This window comes from Salinibacter altiplanensis, from assembly GCF_002894645.1.
Lineage (GTDB): Bacteria > Bacteroidota > Rhodothermia > Rhodothermales > Salinibacteraceae > Salinibacter > Salinibacter altiplanensis.
The window spans coordinates 1-16,894 of sequence record NZ_NCQY01000001.1 but is presented as its reverse complement, the minus strand read 5'-3'; the positions used below and the strand labels follow the sequence as shown (position 1 = coordinate 16,894).

The window sequence follows — 16,894 nt, the reverse complement described above, 5'->3', positions numbered from 1 at the left end:
GGTTGAGCGAAAGATGTCCCCACCCCGCCTACAGTAGGCATTTTCTCACCTTTTGGCACCTCTCCATCCTCAATCCCTAAACACTTTCCTCCCTCCTCTCCTTCGCCCGCACGTGAAACATCTGCGACTCTTTGCCCCCTCCGCACCGACGTGCAGCGTCCCCGGAACCTCCCCGTTCGCCTGTGCCGTTGGCCCTTCCGAAGTGAACGCGTTCGCCTCCTATACCCGGGCTCGTCCCATCGCCCCCGACCGCCGCACACAGCCCGGCGTCGGGCTTTCGGTGTTTGACACGTTCGAGGATGGGCAAGCGGGAGCACGGGAGAACAGATCGGAGCGGTCGAAATCGCCTCGCCCTCTCCCCCATTCTCCCGTTCTCTCCCAGGCGAAAAGGGCCCCCATCCGGCGGAATCGGCACTCGGGGACGAGTTGACCTCATGCACAAGAACATCACGACTGCCTGTGTCCCTCTCCACCCTCGCCAACCGCATCGAGACGACCGCGGCCGTGACGCGCCTCCGCGCCTGGACCGCCGAGGCCCAGCGCGGCGACCGCACGCCCGCCCTCCACGTGACCGGCGCCGCCGGGTCCCTTCCGGCCTTTCTCCTCGCCCACCTTCACGGGGAGCCCAGCCCCCCCCTCTGCGTGTTGACGCCCGACGAGGACGCGGCGGCGTACCTGCAGAGCGACCTGGAGCAGCTCGTGGGCAGTCCGGACAAAACCATCCTCCGCGTGCCCGCCACCCAGAAAACGCCCTACGATTCGGAGCAGATTGCAGACTCCACGCCGCTCATCGAGCGGGCCGATGCCCTGCAGCGACTGGCCGAAGGGTTCGACGGGATCCTCGTGACGAGCGTGCCCGCCGTGGGTGAACTCGTGCCCCCGCCCGCCGCCGTGCAGCGGGAGACCCTGACCGTGGAGACGGGCGAGGCGATTGCGCTGGAGGCGCTGGCCGACCGGCTGCTGGAGCAGGACTTCTCGCCGGTCGAGTTCGTGGAGGAGCCCGGCGAGTTTGCGCGGCGGGGCGGCCTCCTTGATGTCTTTCCCTACGCCGGCACCTACCCAGTCCGCATCGACTTCTTCGGCGACGAGATCGACGGCCTGCGCGAGTTCGACCCGCAGACGCAGCGCTCGGTGAGCCGCCTGACCACCGCCCGCCTCGTCCCCAACCTGGAGCGGGAGGCGGCGGCCCGCGGATCCATCGCCCTCTTCGAATACCTGCCCGACGACGTAGTGCTCGCGACCCTCGACGAAACCCAGGTGCGCGAGGGCGCGCAGGTGCAATACAACGACGCCGTGGCGGCCTATGAGGAACGGCGGGCGGAGCTGGCCGAGGCCGACGAGGCGGACGAGCCCCCCGACGCCCTCACGCCGCCGGACGATCGCTTCCTCACTGGGGACCAGCTGTCGGCGGCCCTCGCGCGACACCCGCGTCTCCAATTCGGGACGTTTACCCCGTCTTCCACCAACGGCACCCCCACCGACACCCTCGACCTGGAGGCCGACCCGCAGCCCTCCTTTAGCAGCGACATGGACCTGGTGCGGAATCGGCTCCAGAAAAATGGCGACCGCGACCTGGACACCTTCATCCTCTGCGACAGCCACGGCCAGAGCTCGCGCCTCCGCGACCTGCTCGAATCCGAAATCGACCACGGATGGGCGCGGCTCGTCGTGGAGTCGCTGCACGAGGGCTTCGAATGGCCCGGGGCGAGCCTGGCGGTCTACACCGACCACCAGATCTTTAACCGCTACCACCGCCCCTCCTCCAGGCAGCGCGACGGGCACGCGGACGGGATGAACCTCCGCGACATCAAAAACCTGACGCGGGGCGACTTCGTGGTGCACGTGGACCACGGCATCGGGCGGTTCGACGGCATGAAGAAAATCACCGTCCGCGGCAACCAGCAGGAGGCCGTGCGCCTCAACTTTGCCGACGACGACGTGCTCTACATCAACGTCCACGCCCTCCACAAGCTCAACAAGTATACCGGCAAGGAGGGGCACCAGCCCACCCTCACGAAGCTCGGCTCCGAGCAGTGGGAGAAGAAAAAGCGGCGGACGAAGGACCAGGTCAAGGACGTGGCACGCGACCTGATCAAGCTCTACGCGAAGCGCAAGGCATCGGACGGCTACGCCTTCTCCAGCGACACCACGTGGCAGCGCGAGATGGAGGCGTCCTTCGAGTTCGAGGACACGCCGGACCAGGCCGAGGCCGCGGACGCCGTAAAAAGCGACATGGAGGAGCCGGTGCCGATGGACCGGCTCGTGTGCGGCGACGTGGGCTTCGGCAAGACCGAGGTGGCGGTGCGCGCCGCCTTCAAGGCCGTGCAGGACGGCAAGCAGGTGGCCATGCTCGTGCCCACCACCATCCTCGCCCAGCAGCACCACGCCACGTTCCGCGAGCGGCTGGAGCGCTTTCCGGTCAACGTGGAGGTGCTCTCCCGCTTCCGCTCACGGGCCGAGCAACGGAAGGTGCTGGAGCGGCTCGAACAGGGACAGGTCGACATCCTCGTCGGCACGCACCGCATTACGTCCGAGGACATCGTGTTCGACGACCTCGGGCTTCTCGTCGTGGACGAGGAGCAGCGCTTCGGGGTCAAAACAAAGGAGAAGCTCCGCGAGATGCGGGAGGCCATCGACACGCTCACGCTCACCGCCACCCCCATCCCCCGAACGCTCCAGTTCTCGCTCCTCGGGGCGCGGGACCTGTCGCTCATCGAGACGCCGCCCCCGAACCGGCAGCCCATCAACACCGAGATCCACACCTTCGACGAGGAGGTCATCCGCGACGCGATCGTCTACGAGACGAGCCGCGGCGGCCAGGTTTTCTTCATCCACAACCGGGTAAAGACGATCCACGAGGTGGCCGAGATGGTGCGCGCCATGGTGCCGAACGTGCGCGTGGGTGTGGGCCACGGCCAGATGAGTGGACGCGAATTGGAGGACGTGATGCTCGACTTCGTCAACGAGAAGCTCGACGTGCTCGTCTCCACGTCCATCATCGAGAACGGGCTCGACATCTCGAACGCCAACACCATGATCATCAACCACGCGGGCGATCACTTCGGGCTCTCCGAGCTCCACCAGCTGCGGGGCCGCGTGGGACGGTCGCAGCGAAAGGCGTTCTGCCACCTCCTGGTGCCCTCCGTGCACGGCCTCACCGACGACGCCCGCGAGCGCCTGAAGGCCGTGGAGCAGTTCTCCGATCTCGGCAGCGGGTTCAACATTGCCATGCGCGACCTCGACATCCGCGGCGCCGGCTCGCTGCTGGGCGCCGAGCAGAGCGGCTTCATCGAGGACGTCGGCTACGAGACGTACCACAACATTCTCGACCAGGCCGTGAAGGAGCTGCGCGAGGAGGAGTTCGACGACGTCTTCGACGGGGAGGCCGTGCCGCCCGGGCCCGAGACGGCGGTCGACGTGGAGGAGGACGCCTACATCCCGGAGTCGTACCTGCGGGACAACACCGAGCGCCTCAACCTCTACCGCCGCATCAGCGACGCGCCGGACGAGACGACGCTGGTCGACCTCCTCGACGAGATGGAAGACCGCTTCGGCGACGCGCCGGAGCCGGTGCAGAACCTTCTCACCGGGGCCCGCCTCCGCCTCCTCGGCGAGCGGCTCCGCATGCCAAAGGTGGTCTACAAGAACGAGCGGCTCTTCCTCTACCTCCCCAGCGAGGACGCCGACCCGTACTTCTACGACGAGGTCTTCCACCCGCTCCTCGAAAAGCTCACGCTCCTCGACCGCGAGTACGTGATGAAGGACGACGTGGAGGGCGGGCTCATGCGCGCCATCGTGCAGGATGTGGACGCCCTCGACGACGCGCTCCGCGTGACCGAGTCGCTGCTGCTGGAGGAGACCAAGACGGTGGCGACGGTGGAGGCGTAATTTCCAGGCCGGAACGGGGGACGTTTCACGTGAAACAGTCCAGGGCTCCCTCCCAAATGTTGTGAGGGGCCTCACTGACCGCTCCACGGAGGCTCGACCGGCCCGGCCCGTTGGTCCTCGTTCGTCGATCGGACGGCGGCGAATGCACTTCAAGTACGATTCGGCTGCTCGAGCGTAGAATTCGCTGATGGAAAGGTCCTCTTCCTCGGCCATTGCCTCGATCGCCGCCCCAATGTCGTCCCGAATGGATGCGCTGTGTCACACAGAGAGTCCAGCAGTGGGTGGCGAGAGCGTGTACGTTTTGGTGCATGGAATGGCGACGAAGAACGAGGTTCACGCCCGTTGACGGTATGCAAGGGGGGCAGCAGGTGTCTACGGGATGGAGCCGTCGCCTGCCACGTCCCCTGATTCCCCATGAAACGGTTTGTCAACTCATCCCCCGGCTCCCGCTCGCGTCGAGCTGATCATCACGACTACCGCGATGGGGCGTACTTCGTGACGACAAACACGCGGAAGCGAGTGCCCTTCTTCGGCACGGTCGAGCGGGGCCAGATGTCCCTCAATGCCTTTGGCAAAATCGTGGCTGAGGAGTGGACTCGGACCGGCGAACTGCGGGACGAGGTCTCGCTGGACACTTTCATCGTGGTGCCCGACCACGTCCACGGCCTCCTCTGGGTCCGCCACTCGGACGAGGGAATGCCCTCGAGAGGAAGGTCGCGCGACGCATCTCGCGACTCCTTAGAGTCTGTTTTGATTTTTAGCCGAGCCGATTCAGTGCGATGCGCAGCATAGCGAAGTGCACCATTGTCTCGCTGGAATCGGTCCGCCGCTCGTACTCCCGGTCGAGTCGGCGCCATCCTCCAAACCACCCGTACGTTCGCTCCACGATCCACCGCTTTGGCTCAACGGAAAATCCGGGCTCATCGTCTTCCGATTCGACGACCTGGAGGGTCCAGTCAAGTTCGTTTTCGATTTTCTCTTCGAGACCCCGGTAAGCCTGATCTGCAAAGACCGTTTCCACCCGATCGAGGCGAGAGGCCACCGGCCCCAGCAGTTGCAAGGCCCACTGCGTTTCATGATCTCCAGCCGCATGTACGACTACCCCCCAGAGCAGCCCCTGCGTATCGACGGCGATGTGCCTTTTGGGCGATGTGCCTCTTGCGTCCGTTGACCTTCTTGTAGGCGTCAAAACTGCTGATTCCGCCCACCCGCGTGCTGGGGACCGACTGGCAGTCAATAATCAATGCGCTGGGCTCGCCGTGGCGCCCTTCCCGGCGCCGGGCCGACCGACACGTAATGCTCAGAATACACCGGATACGTCCTTCCTCTCGCCATCGTCGGAAGTAGTAGTAAACGGTTTGCCAAGGGGCAAATCCACCGGGCAACATGCGCCACTGAGTGCCCGTTTTGACAATATACAAGATTGCGTCCAGGACGTGGTATCGGAGGTGGTATTGCCGGCGGCGTCCGGTCGTAAAATAGCAGCTGATTTCTTCCCATTGGGAGTCCGTCACGTCGGAGTCGTAGCGCTTTTGGCGCATGGCTCTGGCAAATCGTTTTCGGAAGAGATCGTACACTCATCCCGAAAACGAGGCGGACTCCCTTCCGTTTTTGAGAACGGATGTTAACTGAGGTCGAAATCAAAACGGTCTCTTAGACCTACCTCCTGGTCTGCAAAAACACAGGGCGGGAACGCTCTCAACCATCATGGGATGCTTCAAAGCAGCCGTCACCCGCCGCATCAACGAGACACGGGAGACACCCGGAGAAACGGTCTGGCAGTCGAGCTTCCACGACCACATCGTGCGGAATCGCAAGGAGCTTCGCCGCATCCGGCACTACATCCGTACCAATCCGAGGCGCATGCGCGAAGACTGAAGGGGAGTCAAGAGCCTGCCTTCTTCTCGCCCAAGTGTTCGGACAGGAAGCGGTCAATCGTCCGGAGGTACTCGTCCGCGGACACGAGAAAGCCGTCGTTGTGCCCGCCCTCAATTTCGAGGAACCGCTTCGGCTCGGCGGCCGCCTCGTAGACCTCTCGCCCCAGCTCAAAGGGCACCACGCGGTCCGCTCTGCTGTGTATAGAGAGCATCGGGGCGTCGATTTGGGACACGCGGGACGCGTTGTCGAACTGAGTAGTCGCGAGGGCACGCACCGGCAGAAACGGGTAGTGGTGGGCGCCGACGTCGGGCACGTTCGTGAACACGGACTCCAGGATCATCGCGCCGGGCCGCTCCTGTGCCGCGAGCCACGTCGCCGGGCCACCGCCCATCGACCGCCCAAACACGACAATGTCTTTCGGCGTAACTCTTTGTGCATCAATAAGATACGACCAACATGCCTCCGCGTCGCGGTAGAGTCCCTCTTCGGAGGGCGCCCCGGTGCTTTGCCCGTAGCCGCGATAGTCGACGATCAGGACGTTGCGCCCGAGCCGGTGGAACTGCTCTACGCTTTCCAGGCGTCCCGAAATATTGCCGGCGTTGCCGTGGAAGAAGAGCAGCGTCTGCGTCGTGGACTCGCCAGGGCTCGGTTCACCAGAGCTTGTTTCACGTGAAACATCGGGCGCCGGGATCCACCAGCCGTGGAGCGTCTCGCCGTCCTCGGTGTCGATCCGCACTGTCTCGTAGCCCATGCCGGCGTCGTCGGGGGTGGCGCGGAGGCGATCGCTCGGCTGGAAGAGAAGCTGGTCCTGAAACGCAAACGCAAGGCCGGCAACCGCCGCGTAGCCAACGGCGAGCCCGAGGGCGGTGTTGATCATCGCGCGACGCATGGAGATGAGCGGGTCGTGCGGGAGACTGCAGGGTGTCGTCGAGCACAGCGTTTCACGTGAAACATAGCGCTACGAGTGCGCCGCCACGATCTCTTTTTCGCCGAAGAAGCTGTTTCTTCCCAAAAGATCCTCAAGTGAATGCCGCGCAACGCTGGCGTCTGAATCCATAGCGCGCAGGTCCGCAATTTCGCCGCTTAAATTGCCGCCCTTAAGCGTGAGAACCCCCTGTTCCCATTCGTCCTCTCGGGGCGGCGGCTGCAAGTCCACCGCCACGCGCCGGTGCCACTGCCAGAGGGTTGCGAGCGGGGCCGTGGCGCGCGAGACCGAGTAGTGCACCTCGCCGGTCCACTCTTTGGCACGACCGTTCCACGTGAAACAATTCTCCAGCCCCAGCCGCCGCGCGATCGTGCGGACGGCCCGCACCTTCTTCCCCACCGAGTCGACGCCCACGACCGTCGCCTCCGGATGACAGATGGCCAGTGGAATCGCGGGCAGGCCGCCGCCGGTGCCCCAGTCGACAATCGTGCATCCGTCCGGAAACCCGCGGGCCGTGAGCGTCAGGCAGTGGAGCAGGTGGCGCGTCCGGAAGGCGTCCTCCGTCTCCGAGGAAATGAGGTTGACGCGCGGGTTGAAGCGGAGAAGTTGCTCCTCAAACGCCTCCATCTTCTCACGCTGCTCGGCGGAGAAGGCGCCAAACGGGTTCCAGGCAAGATCGTCCACGGGGGTCTCGTTTCACGTGAAACACGCTGCGCTCGGCATCCTGCCCTACCCCACTTCGACCGCCGTTTCACGTGAAACCCCGAACGACTGCCCGTCGCCCCCCATCGCGTCGAGGTTCAGGTCGCGCTCCTTCGGCAGCGGCTCTACGCCCTCGTTCTTGAGGAGCACCATCAGGACGGAAATGTCGGACGCCCGAACGCCCGGCACACGCGAGGCCTGCCCCAGGTTGTCCGGCTCCACCTTGCTGAGCTTCTGACGGGCCTCGATGGAGATGTTGTCGAGCGCGTGGTAGTCGAAGTCGTCGGGGATGGGCCAGCGCTCCTTCTCCTCCATCTCCTCGACCATCTGTTTCTGCCGGTCGATGTAGCCTTCGTACTTGAGGTCGATCTCGATGAGGCGCGGCGCAGAGAGCATCCCCGGCGCCTCCGTCACCACCTCGTCGTAGATGCCGGCGTGGCGGAGCAGGGCTTCGGAGTCGACCTCCGGGCGCTTGCAGAGCTCAATCACGGGCCGCGGTTGGTCGAGCGTAGAGGTGCCCACGGACTCCAAGTAGTCGTCGACCTGCTGGGGGCTGACGGTCGTGCCGGCCAGTGTTTCACGTGTAACATCGATCGCCCGCGCCTTCTCCTGTGTGCGCTCCAGGCGTTCTTTGGAAGCGAGGCCCAGCGTGTGCCCAAGCTCCGTGAGGCGCAGGTCGGCGTTGTCTTGCCGCAGCAGGATGCGGTGCTCCGCGCGGCTCGTAAACATGCGGTACGGCTCGTCGGTGCCCTTCGCCACGAGGTCGTCGATGAGCACGCCGATGTAGGCCTCCGACCGCTTCAGCACGACCGGGTCGGCCCCTCGCAGCTTCTGCACCGCGTTGATGCCCGCCATGATGCCCTGCGCAGCCGCCTCCTCGTAGCCGGTGGTGCCGTTGATCTGCCCGGCGAAGAAAAGGCCGTCCACAAACTTCGTCTCCAGGCTGTGCTGAATTTGGTACGGCGGGAAGAAGTCGTACTCGATCGCGTAGCCGGGCCGGTGCATGTGGGCCTCCTCCATGCCGGGAATGGTGCGGAGCGCCTCGAACTGCACCTCCTCCGGCAGGCTCGACGAGAAGCCGTTGACGTAGACCTCGGTGGTGTCTCGCCCCTCCGGCTCAATGAACAGCTGGTGGTGGTCCTTCTCCGAGAAGCGGTCGATCTTGTCCTCGATGGACGGGCAGTAGCGGGGCCCGTCCGCTTCGAGGGCCCCTGTAAACATCGGGCTCCGGTCGAAGCCGGTGCGCAGCACCTCGTGCGTCTCGGGCGTGGTGTCGGTGAGCCAGCAGGAGAGCTGCTCACTCACCGGCGGCAGGTCGTCGGTCAGAAAGGAAAAGGCCGTGGCGTCCGGATCGGCGGGCTGCTTCTCCATCACGCTGTAGTCGATGGAGCGCCCGTCCACCCGCGGGGGCGTTCCCGTTTTGAGCCGCCCGCTCTCGAAGCCAAGGTCGTGGAGACAGCCCGTGATGCCGTGGGAGGCGCTCTCTCCGATGCGTCCCCCGCCAAAGTTTTGCTCGCCGACATGGATCACGCCGTTGGAGAAGGTGCCCGTCGTAAGGACGACGCAGGGCGCGCGAAACTCTTTGCCGAGGTTCGTCCGCACGCCCGTCACGGTCTCCCCGGCGTCGTCGGTCCGGATTTCTTTTACCATGTCCGACCGCATCTTCAGGTTGTCGATCGCCTCCAGCTCCTGCCGGATGGCGCGGGCGTACGCCCGGCGGCCACACTGGGCCCGCGGCCCCCACACGGCCGGCCCCTTGCTCTTGTTGAGCATCCGAAACTGAATTCCGGCCCGGTCGGTGGCTTTCCCCATGATCCCGCCGAGCGCATCGATCTCACGGGCGATGTGCCCCTTCCCGATGCCCCCGATGGCCGGGTTGCACGACATCTGCCCGATGTCCGCGAGCTTCATCGTGATGAGCAGTGTGTCGGCGCCCATGTTGGCCGCCGCGGCCGCCGCCTCGCTGCCGCTGTGCCCACCGCCCACCACAATGACGTCGTGCTCAAAGTAATCCTGGTGCATGATCCGAAGCGGATTCGTGCGCGAAAATTTACGGGAGAGACCGGAGAAGACCGGTGTGGGCCCCTAACGGGACACGCCCTGCCGTGTGCCCGACGCCCCCAGAAGACAGCTGCTCTCCCCCCACAGATCGGCGGCGTAGGGCCCTGAGAGGAGTGCGACGCATGGTTTGTCCAGGCAGTTCTCCGGCCGACCGGGCCACGACACATGATTTTTCCAAACGCTCGGCGTCGTGGCACTCGTCCGTGCTCCTCCGGTGCACGGTCCCGCCCTCGTCACCCCCCCACCTTTTGCAGAAACCGCTGTACGGTGCGGCGGGTGGGGAGCTCCTCCTCGTCCACGTGCTCGTCCAGCGCGTCCAGGAGCTCTGTGCTCGTGCAGTCCGGATGGTCGGCGAGGTAGTGAAGCGCAACTTTGCGCAGCTCCGACCCCGCGCCGAAGTACGAGTCGTAGGAACGCTCGCTGCGGCGCCCATGTCGGTCGATCAGGCCCTGCAGTCCGTCGTCTCGGAACTGGCGTGCCCAGCGCCGCAGCGTGCGGGCCGTCACCGAGTCGTACACGTCGTAGACCCAGTCGTCCACCGCGGCGGTGCGCTCGTCGAAGGCCTCGGCGGTCTCCTCCTGGGCCTGGACACCGGACAGCGATTCGTTCTCCCGGTGATGCGCGTAGGCGCGGAGGAGGGCGAGCCGGGCCGCAAGGCGACGGAACCCGCCCTCCTCCAAACGTCCCAGTTGACGAAGCGAGTCGTCCGGCATGGTTCAATGCGATCGTGTGAAACACAGAGCCGATCTCTCGTCCCTCCCCCTCTCGCTACGCCGCCCACGCCGGCGGTTCTGTGGGGGCGGGCGGCCACACGCCGAGGAGGCGTCGCACCATCCCAAACTGGCCCAAGTGGTAGGCGTTGTGATCAGCGATGGCGACGATCTCATCAGCGTAGGTCAACCCGTGGTACGACGTGTCTCCCTCCTGCTCCCGAACCGCTGCCGCGTGCGGAATCTCGCCCGCACTGTCGACCGGAGCGTCATTTACCAGCTCCTTGATCAACCGTAGATCTTGCTGAAACGCGTTAAGGCTATGGTTCCAGGCGTCGTCGCTCGGCGGGGCGACCGCGTCGGGCCAGTAGTCGTCCGGCCACATGGGCACGGTGTAGTCCGAATCGGTGCAGAAGCGGAAGCAATCCGCCTGGCAGATGCGCATGTGCTCTAGAATCTGCCAGAGCAAGTAGCCCTCGGGGAGACGGTCAGGCTGGATGCCACGAGCCGCGGGCGGGACGCTGTAAAGAATCTCGTCGTGCGATCGGCGCGCCACCGTGGCCTCAAGCTGGGTCGCGAGATGGGTGCGCAGGGCATCGGGCATGGAGAGGAATGTGGCTACGCTTCGATGCGGGACGGAAACGAAGGGACTCGTTGAGAGGCCTCCCGCTCTCCTTTCGCATCGTAGAAGGTGATCTGCCCCTCCTCGGCGCACATTTCGGGAGCCACGGGTACGTCGTACGCGTCTTTGATCTCCGCCCACCGCTCGGCGGTGCACCAGATCGCATCGGCTACCTTCGTGCCCTTCACCGTTCGGATGGCCGTTTCGACCGAAGACTCTCCGTTCGGCATCAATTCTTCGAGACGCTGCGCAATCTGGAAGGCAAATTTTCCGTGTCAGGCGTAGGTTGGGCTCATCACAATTTGGCCCCGGTCGTTGGTCTCAATTTTGTAGGGCAGGTCCTGCAAATTCGGGGCTTCGCAGACCTCTTTCCACGAGAGCCCGGGCCGCTCTTTCATCTTGGTGCTCATGGCGGATCGACGCGTGATGCGTGAGAATGAGATGTGTGAACGCCCTCTCAGCACAGTCGGTCCGCTCGGAGGTCACCGCTCCGCCCCTTGCCCCTCTTCCCCCGTACGCCCATTCGCCCGCACTCATTTCCCGATGCAGAAGCGGGAGAAGATCTGGTCGAGCACGTCCTCGTTGGTGATCTCGCCGGTGATGGCCCCCAGCTCCTGGAGAGCCGCCCGCAGGTCGAGCGTGAGCATGTCCCCGGAGACGCCTGCGTTGAGCGCCTCACGGGCCTGCTGCACGGCGCCGAGCGCATCTTGGAGGTGCTGGCGGTGGCGCTGGTTCATGACGACGGGCGAGGCCTCCGCGCGGCTGAGGTGTTCGGCGACGGTGTCCGTGAGGTGGTCGAGGAGCGGCTGCACCTCGTCGGCGTTCTCGCGCGCCTCCAGCGCGGAAAGCTTGAGCGACGTGAGGCCGTCGAGGGTGGCGACGGGCAGGTCGGGCGCCCGGTCGGCCTTGTTGCCGAGCAGAAACGGCTGTACGTCCGATTCGTCGTCGGCGAGGCCTTGGAGAAGGGTGATCTCGTCGGAGTCGAGGCCCACCGTGAGGTCGTAGAGGTAGAAGAGCACGTCAGCCTCTTCGATGGACTCGGTGGCGCGGCGCACGCCCTCCGCCTCGATTTCGTCGGCCGTGTCGCGCAGGCCGGCCGTGTCGACGAAACGGAAGAGCACGCCCTCGATCTCGGCCTCCGCCTCAATTTCGTCGCGGGTGGTGCCGGGCGTCTCGCTGACGATGGCGCGGTCGTGGCCCACCAGCGCATTGAGCAGGGTCGATTTCCCCGCGTTGGGGCGCCCACCGATGACGACCTGGACCCCGTCCTTCAGCTTCTCTCCCGTCGGGTAGGTGTCGAGCAGGTCCTGCAGAATCTCCTCCGTCTCGTCCAGCAGGGCCTCCAGCCGCTCCCGGTCGGCAAACTCGACGTCCTCGTCCGAGAAGTCGATCTCCAGCTCCACGAGCGAGCAGAGGTTGAGCAGCTCCTCACGGAGGTCCCCGAGCAGGTCGGAGTAGCGGCCCTTGAGGTGGGTGAGCGACGCCTGGTGGGCCTTCGTGGAGGTGGCGTCGATGAGGTCGGCCACCGCCTCGGCCTGCGTCAGGTCCATCTTGCCGTTTAGGAAGGCCCGCTCGGTAAACTCGCCGGGCTCGGCCATGCGGGCGCCATGGTCGAGCAGGCTCTGGAGCGCCAGCTTCGGGGCCAGGTCACCGCCGTGGCATGAGACCTCCACCACGTGTTCGCCGGTGGCGGAGTTGGGCGCACGAAAGACGGTGGCGACGACCTGGTCGATGTCGCCCCCCGCCTCGTCCACCAGCAGGCCGACGTGGGCGGTGTGGCTGTCGACCGCCGTCAGGGCGTCGCCCCGGAAGCAACGGTCGACAATCTCGATGGCGGCCGGCCCGGACGTGCGCACGACCGCAAGTGCCGCCCGCCCCCGCGCCGTGGCGATGGCCGCAATGGTATCGCTCTGGCTCATTGTCGCACGTTGGAACGCTTTACGTTGAACGTTCCAGCGACCGAGCGTCCAGCGTTCGAACGCACTATCGCTGCTCCTTCTGGGCTTCCTCGGCCTTCTCCATAAGCCGGGCAAAGAAGCCCTGCTCCCCCTCGGCCTCCCCGTCCGAGCGCCCGTTCGTGAGGTTGCCGTCGTCGTCCTTTTCCTTCTCCAGCTGCATGTTGATCCACTTCTGCTGGGCCGCCGTAACGATGTTGTAGAAGAGGTAGTACAGACTCAGGCCCGAGGCGAACCGGTTGAAGATAAAGAAGATGACCCCGGGCATGGCGTACATGAAGATCTTCGCCTGCCCACCGGCCGCGCCGCCGCCGGTGGACTGCACCCGCATCGTCACGATCATGGCCAGCCCCATCAAGAGCGTGAAGCCCGCCACGTAGTCGCCGTAGAACGGAATCTCGAACGGCAGTTGCAGGATCTTGTCCGGCGCCGAGAGGTCCGCCGCCCAGAGAAAGCTCTCTTGACGGAGCTGGATGGACTTCGGAATGAACTGGTACAGCGAGATGAGGATGGGGTACTGCAGGAACATGGGCAGACAGCCCCCGAGCGGATTAACCCCCGTCTCGCGGTACATCTGCATCATCTCCTCCTGCTGCTTCTCCGGCTCGTCGTCGTACTTGTCCTTGATCTCTTGCATCTTCGGCTGCAGCTCCCGCATCTGCGCCATGCTGCGGTACGACGACTTCGTGAGCGGGTAGACGACCGTCTTGATGAGGACGGCCATCAGGATGACAATCACCCCGTACGGAAGCCCGCCCCCAGAGAGCCACGACGGGAGCCCGCCCCCGAGATAGGTGAGCATCGGGATGTAGAGGTACTCGGCAAGCGGCTTGGTCATCCACTCGAACCAGTCCCACCCGTAGTTGACCATGCCATACAGGTTTCGGCCGTAGTCGGCCAGGCTGTAGTAATCGATCGGGCCCGCGTAGAGGTGAAAGTTGTCGACGTGGCTGCTCTCGCGTGGCAGGGGCATCTGGAGCCGACCCGTGAGGTCCTTAAAGGCCGCCTCGCTGGTCGCCCGCCCCTCTTTTCGTCCAGTTAGGGAAGCCCCCAGGGCGGACTCCGGGCGGTCCGGCATCACGGCCGCGGTGAAGTACTTGTTCTTCACAGCCATCCACGACACATCCCCTTCGATCCGCTTCTCGTTCTGATCCGCGTCCGAGAGCTTGAGGCTCTGGATTTGTTCGCCGTTGCGGGCAAAGAGCCCCGTGTACCGGAGCTCATCCTCCTCCCCGCCCTCCGAGTAGGGCATGCCGCCGTGCCAGGTCAGCTCGTACCCGTCGCTCGTCAGGAAGCTGCGGGGCCGCTCCTGCTCGATGGCGAGCCCGAGGTCGTAGTCGTCCGGGTGGAAGGTGTAGGACTGACGGAGCGCCCCGTCCCCGAGCTGTGTCTCGAAGGTGAGGGTCTTCGGCTCGTCCTCGACCCGTACCGTGTCGGCCTCGGTGTTGGCCGAGAAGTAGAGCGACCGGGTGTCAACGCGACGCCGGGTGGGCGTCGTAAACGACAGCGAGAGGGTGCCGCCCGCCGTCGTGTCGACGATCTGGACGGGGTCTTCCTGGTTGAACTGCTCGTACTCCTTGAGCGTGAAGCGCTCGATGGTGCCGCCCTTGGTGGAGAGGACGACCGTGTACAGGTCCGACTCCACGACGATCGTGCGATCGGTCCCCTCCAGCGCCGCGGCCGTCACGGAGTCCGCGGCGGGGGCCTCCGGCAGGTCCGCCTCGGGCTCCGGGGCCCTCCCCCCGGCATCCGCGGTGGACGGAGACGCCGCCTCGGACGGGGCGTCGTCCGCCCCTGTGTCTGCCGCCGGGGCGGACGGTTCAGTCTGCTCGGTCGTGTCGGCCGAGCCCGCCGCCTGCGGGGACTGTTGCTGCTGGGACGGCGGGCTAAACCAGAACATCCAGGCGAACATGATCACGGCAACCAGGATGGTCGCGATGATCACATTGCGCTGATCTTCCGGCTCGGGATTGTTGCGGAGCGGAGAGGCCAAGGGACAGGGACGGGTTGGTGAATGCGTTCTCACAGTACGGGCCGGAGCAGGACGTGCGGCGCCGGGCTCCGGGCCACGGCACAGGCAATGCAACGATACAGAAAACGAGCAGCCGGGGGCGACGTGCCCGATGCCGTTTCAAAATCGGCGTAGAATTCCCAAAGCCGACACGGCGCCCTCAGGCGCAGTGCTCGTCGAGCGAAGCAGCGGCGCGTCGCAGGGCACGCGGCAGGTCGCGCCCGATGCAGTCATCGGCCTGCGTGGGCGCTCCCCGAAACAACATCATGACGATGAGCGCCTCGGGGCAACATACGAAAGGGTCTACCAGGGTGTACTGGTGCACCCGGTAGACCTCTCGGAGAAGCCGGCGGATCCGGTTGCGCTCAACGCCGCTCTCGGCGCGCGGGCCGGGGGCGAACCCGACTTGGAGCGGCACGTCGTGCCCAAGCGCATCGCGGTCTACGACGCGGTACAGCAGCCGTGTGCAGCCCACGGCGACCGTCTCCACATCGTTGCGAGTCCGGTCAAAGAGGGACCGGATGAGGCAACGCCGCTTCAGACGATACGACGGGGGAAACGTGAGGCGTCGCTGTTCGACGCGGTCGGGAACGTTGAACACAGACACCGCCGGTTATACAGGCTTGCCGGAGTCTTCGTCGCTCACCGAAAGCTTGTCGCGGCCCTTCTTGCGGCGCCGCTTGATGATCTTTCGGCCTTCCTTCGTCTTCATGCGCTCCAGGAAGCCGTGCTTCGTCTTGCGCTTCTTCTGGCTGGGCTGGTAGGTGCGCTTCGGCATAACAGCTACACGGTCAGTGCGTAAAGAGTTCGGTGCAAAAGAGCGTAACGGGGCGAGCACCGCCTTGTTTTGCCCCTGGATGACGAAGACACGGTCAAAATGTGCAGGCAATCGGGCACGCTCCCTGGAACCGACGACCCGTACTCGCATTTGGAGCGCATGCAAATCCCAAGCGGGAGTAGCTCAGTGGCAGAGCATCAGCTTCCCAAGCTGAAGGTCGCGGGTTCGATCCCCGTCTCCCGCTCCGCCCCTTTCTGGTTGGAGCGTCTTGCATTGAGGGATCCGTGTTCGGGGGCCGCTCCCCGTGACCTCCTCCCTCAGCCTCCAGCCCGTCCCCATTCCGGGCGGTTAGCTCAGCGGTTTAGAGCACCTGCCTTACAAGCAGGACGTCGCTGGTTCAAATCCAGCACCGCCCACCCCCTCAAACGCCTCTCAGCGGCACTTACGGCCGTTCGGGAGGCGTCTTTTCTTTGGCGGTCCTGCCACGAAATGCCATCTGACGACACGATTTGTAGAACTCTACTCGACAGGGATTAGCCGTCAAGGTGACGAGCGGCCCCTCCCATCCCTTCTTCGATTCGGGCTGGTAGGCCTTTCTCGAACGCTACTTGCTTCCGCTCACTTTTTGGGATGACTGGGCCGGGGCGTCTTCTCGGCTTGGCCCCCTGTCCCCACTGCGGAGGACCGACGCGAGCACGTTCCTACTCGTCGGTGACGCTGATCGACTCCACCTCTTCTTCTGACATGCGTACGACCTCCCCACTTGCCGTTTCGATCTTGTACCCCTGCCGGGTTTTCCTAATGTCGTCTCTGGATTCGACCTGGTACCGCGTCTTCCGCAAATCGGTCGTAGTTACTTCGGCAACCAACATCTGACTGGGCTTTGGGGCTTGGAATGCAGTAGACGGGAAGAATCGAGGGCAGCGCTTTGAGTCGCAAGCAAACTTGGCAAGACCGAAGGGTTGAAAGGGTTGAGGGTGACCGTTCTTCATCGAACATGCTTCGGAGCAAGCCGCCCCATCCAGCGATCCGGGCGGCCTGGCCCCCCATCGTAGTGTGAAGGCAGTCCCCCGTCCGTATCAGGCCTGGTCCAATCACCTCCTCATACTACTGTACTGGGCCTGTTGGCGGAAAAGACCATTGGCCGAAGAGAGCCCGCTCCTCAATAGCTTCGATGAACCGGCAGGCCTTCTCGACAAGCTCGGCGGCCTCTTCCTGCTTGAAATCAGAGAATGCTTCGTAGTGGGCTTCTCCTTCTGTCGACTGCGCGGTGGTAGGAATACCTCCGACCTCTTCAGCAACCTGCTCCGTCCGAACGACATGGGATCCAAAGCGGCGGAGGACGCCCGGGGGGGAGGGGGGGG

The 16,894-nt window shown here is 64.7% G+C and carries 17 protein-coding genes and 2 tRNA genes; 5 read left to right on the top strand and 14 right to left on the bottom strand.

Features of this window, described 5'->3' with window-relative positions; genetic code table 11:
* Positions 1–459: 459 nt before the first annotated feature.
* The gene (gene mfd, locus B7R93_RS00080; protein ID WP_103018829.1) at positions 460–3,888 is read left to right on the top strand and encodes a transcription-repair coupling factor; all 3,429 of its coding nucleotides are present in this window, start codon (positions 460–462) and stop codon (positions 3,886–3,888) included.
* Between the two features lie 757 nt (positions 3,889–4,645).
* On the opposite strand, the gene B7R93_RS15575 is transcribed toward mfd, so the two are convergent.
* Positions 4,646–5,077 (bottom strand): transposase, encoded by a 432-nt coding sequence (locus B7R93_RS15575; RefSeq protein WP_232797840.1) that lies wholly within the window; start codon positions 5,075–5,077, stop codon positions 4,646–4,648.
* Positions 4,962–5,429, bottom strand: a complete 468-nt coding sequence (locus B7R93_RS16180) for a transposase (RefSeq protein ID WP_232797839.1) — start codon at positions 5,427–5,429, stop codon at positions 4,962–4,964. The genes B7R93_RS15575 and B7R93_RS16180 overlap by 116 nt, the downstream gene beginning before the upstream one ends.
* A gap of 166 nt (positions 5,430–5,595) precedes the next feature.
* Between B7R93_RS16180 and B7R93_RS15090 the strand changes: the two genes are divergently transcribed.
* Positions 5,596–5,766 carry a hypothetical protein gene (locus tag B7R93_RS15090; protein WP_157942131.1) on the top strand — a complete coding sequence of 57 codons (171 nt, stop codon included), beginning with the start codon at positions 5,596–5,598 and terminating at the stop codon, positions 5,764–5,766.
* 7 nt (positions 5,767–5,773) lie between these two features.
* On the opposite strand, the gene B7R93_RS00065 is transcribed toward B7R93_RS15090, so the two are convergent.
* The 11 genes from B7R93_RS00065 to rpmH all read right to left on the bottom strand — a co-directional run bounded on the left by B7R93_RS00065 (position 5,774) and on the right by rpmH (position 15,530).
* The gene (locus tag B7R93_RS00065; RefSeq protein WP_103018827.1) at positions 5,774–6,655 is read right to left on the bottom strand and encodes an alpha/beta hydrolase; all 882 of its coding nucleotides are present in this window, start codon (positions 6,653–6,655) and stop codon (positions 5,774–5,776) included.
* A 69-nt stretch (positions 6,656–6,724) separates the two neighbouring features.
* Positions 6,725–7,375 (bottom strand): 16S rRNA (guanine(527)-N(7))-methyltransferase RsmG, encoded by a 651-nt coding sequence (locus B7R93_RS00060; protein ID WP_103018826.1) that lies wholly within the window; start codon positions 7,373–7,375, stop codon positions 6,725–6,727.
* 45 nt (positions 7,376–7,420) lie between these two features.
* The gene (gene mnmG, locus B7R93_RS00055; protein WP_103018825.1) at positions 7,421–9,415 is read right to left on the bottom strand and encodes a tRNA uridine-5-carboxymethylaminomethyl(34) synthesis enzyme MnmG; all 1,995 of its coding nucleotides are present in this window, start codon (positions 9,413–9,415) and stop codon (positions 7,421–7,423) included.
* Positions 9,416–9,687: 272 nt separating this feature from the next.
* Positions 9,688–10,167, bottom strand: coding sequence for a helix-turn-helix domain-containing protein (locus B7R93_RS00050; protein WP_103018824.1), 480 nt, complete (start codon positions 10,165–10,167; stop codon positions 9,688–9,690).
* Positions 10,168–10,222: 55 nt separating this feature from the next.
* A complete protein-coding gene (locus B7R93_RS00045; protein ID WP_103018823.1) occupies positions 10,223–10,768 on the bottom strand; it encodes an ABC transporter in 546 nt (181 codons plus the stop codon).
* Positions 10,769–10,782: 14 nt separating this feature from the next.
* The gene (locus B7R93_RS00040) at positions 10,783–11,016 is read right to left on the bottom strand and encodes a hypothetical protein (protein WP_103018822.1); all 234 of its coding nucleotides are present in this window, start codon (positions 11,014–11,016) and stop codon (positions 10,783–10,785) included.
* Positions 11,017–11,061: 45 nt separating this feature from the next.
* Positions 11,062–11,196, bottom strand: coding sequence for a hypothetical protein (locus B7R93_RS15980; RefSeq protein ID WP_262507540.1), 135 nt, complete (start codon positions 11,194–11,196; stop codon positions 11,062–11,064).
* A gap of 123 nt (positions 11,197–11,319) precedes the next feature.
* Entirely contained in the window at positions 11,320–12,705 is a 1,386-nt protein-coding gene (gene mnmE, locus B7R93_RS00035) for a tRNA uridine-5-carboxymethylaminomethyl(34) synthesis GTPase MnmE (RefSeq protein WP_103018821.1), read from the bottom strand.
* 64 nt (positions 12,706–12,769) lie between these two features.
* Positions 12,770–14,734: a membrane protein insertase YidC gene (yidC, locus tag B7R93_RS00030; protein ID WP_232797838.1), complete on the bottom strand. Its 1,965-nt coding sequence runs from the start codon at positions 14,732–14,734 to the stop codon at positions 12,770–12,772.
* A 178-nt stretch (positions 14,735–14,912) separates the two neighbouring features.
* Entirely contained in the window at positions 14,913–15,359 is a 447-nt protein-coding gene (locus B7R93_RS00025) for a ribonuclease P protein component (protein WP_103018819.1), read from the bottom strand.
* Positions 15,360–15,365: 6 nt separating this feature from the next.
* Positions 15,366–15,530 carry a 50S ribosomal protein L34 gene (gene rpmH, locus B7R93_RS00020; RefSeq protein WP_103018818.1) on the bottom strand — a complete coding sequence of 55 codons (165 nt, stop codon included), beginning with the start codon at positions 15,528–15,530 and terminating at the stop codon, positions 15,366–15,368.
* A gap of 172 nt (positions 15,531–15,702) precedes the next feature.
* Between rpmH and B7R93_RS00015 the strand changes: the two genes are divergently transcribed.
* Positions 15,703–15,774, top strand: a tRNA-Gly gene (locus B7R93_RS00015).
* 98 nt (positions 15,775–15,872) lie between these two features.
* Positions 15,873–15,946, top strand: a tRNA-Val gene (locus B7R93_RS00010).
* 285 nt (positions 15,947–16,231) lie between these two features.
* On the opposite strand, the gene B7R93_RS15405 is transcribed toward B7R93_RS00010, so the two are convergent.
* Complete coding sequence (locus B7R93_RS15405) at positions 16,232–16,402, bottom strand: hypothetical protein (protein ID WP_198598542.1); 171 nt, start codon at positions 16,400–16,402, stop codon at positions 16,232–16,234.
* 268 nt (positions 16,403–16,670) lie between these two features.
* On the opposite strand from B7R93_RS15405, the gene B7R93_RS15565 reads away from it, so the two are divergent.
* On the top strand, positions 16,671–16,894 hold a 224-nt coding region (locus B7R93_RS15565), incomplete at its 3' end, for a hypothetical protein (RefSeq protein ID WP_232797837.1).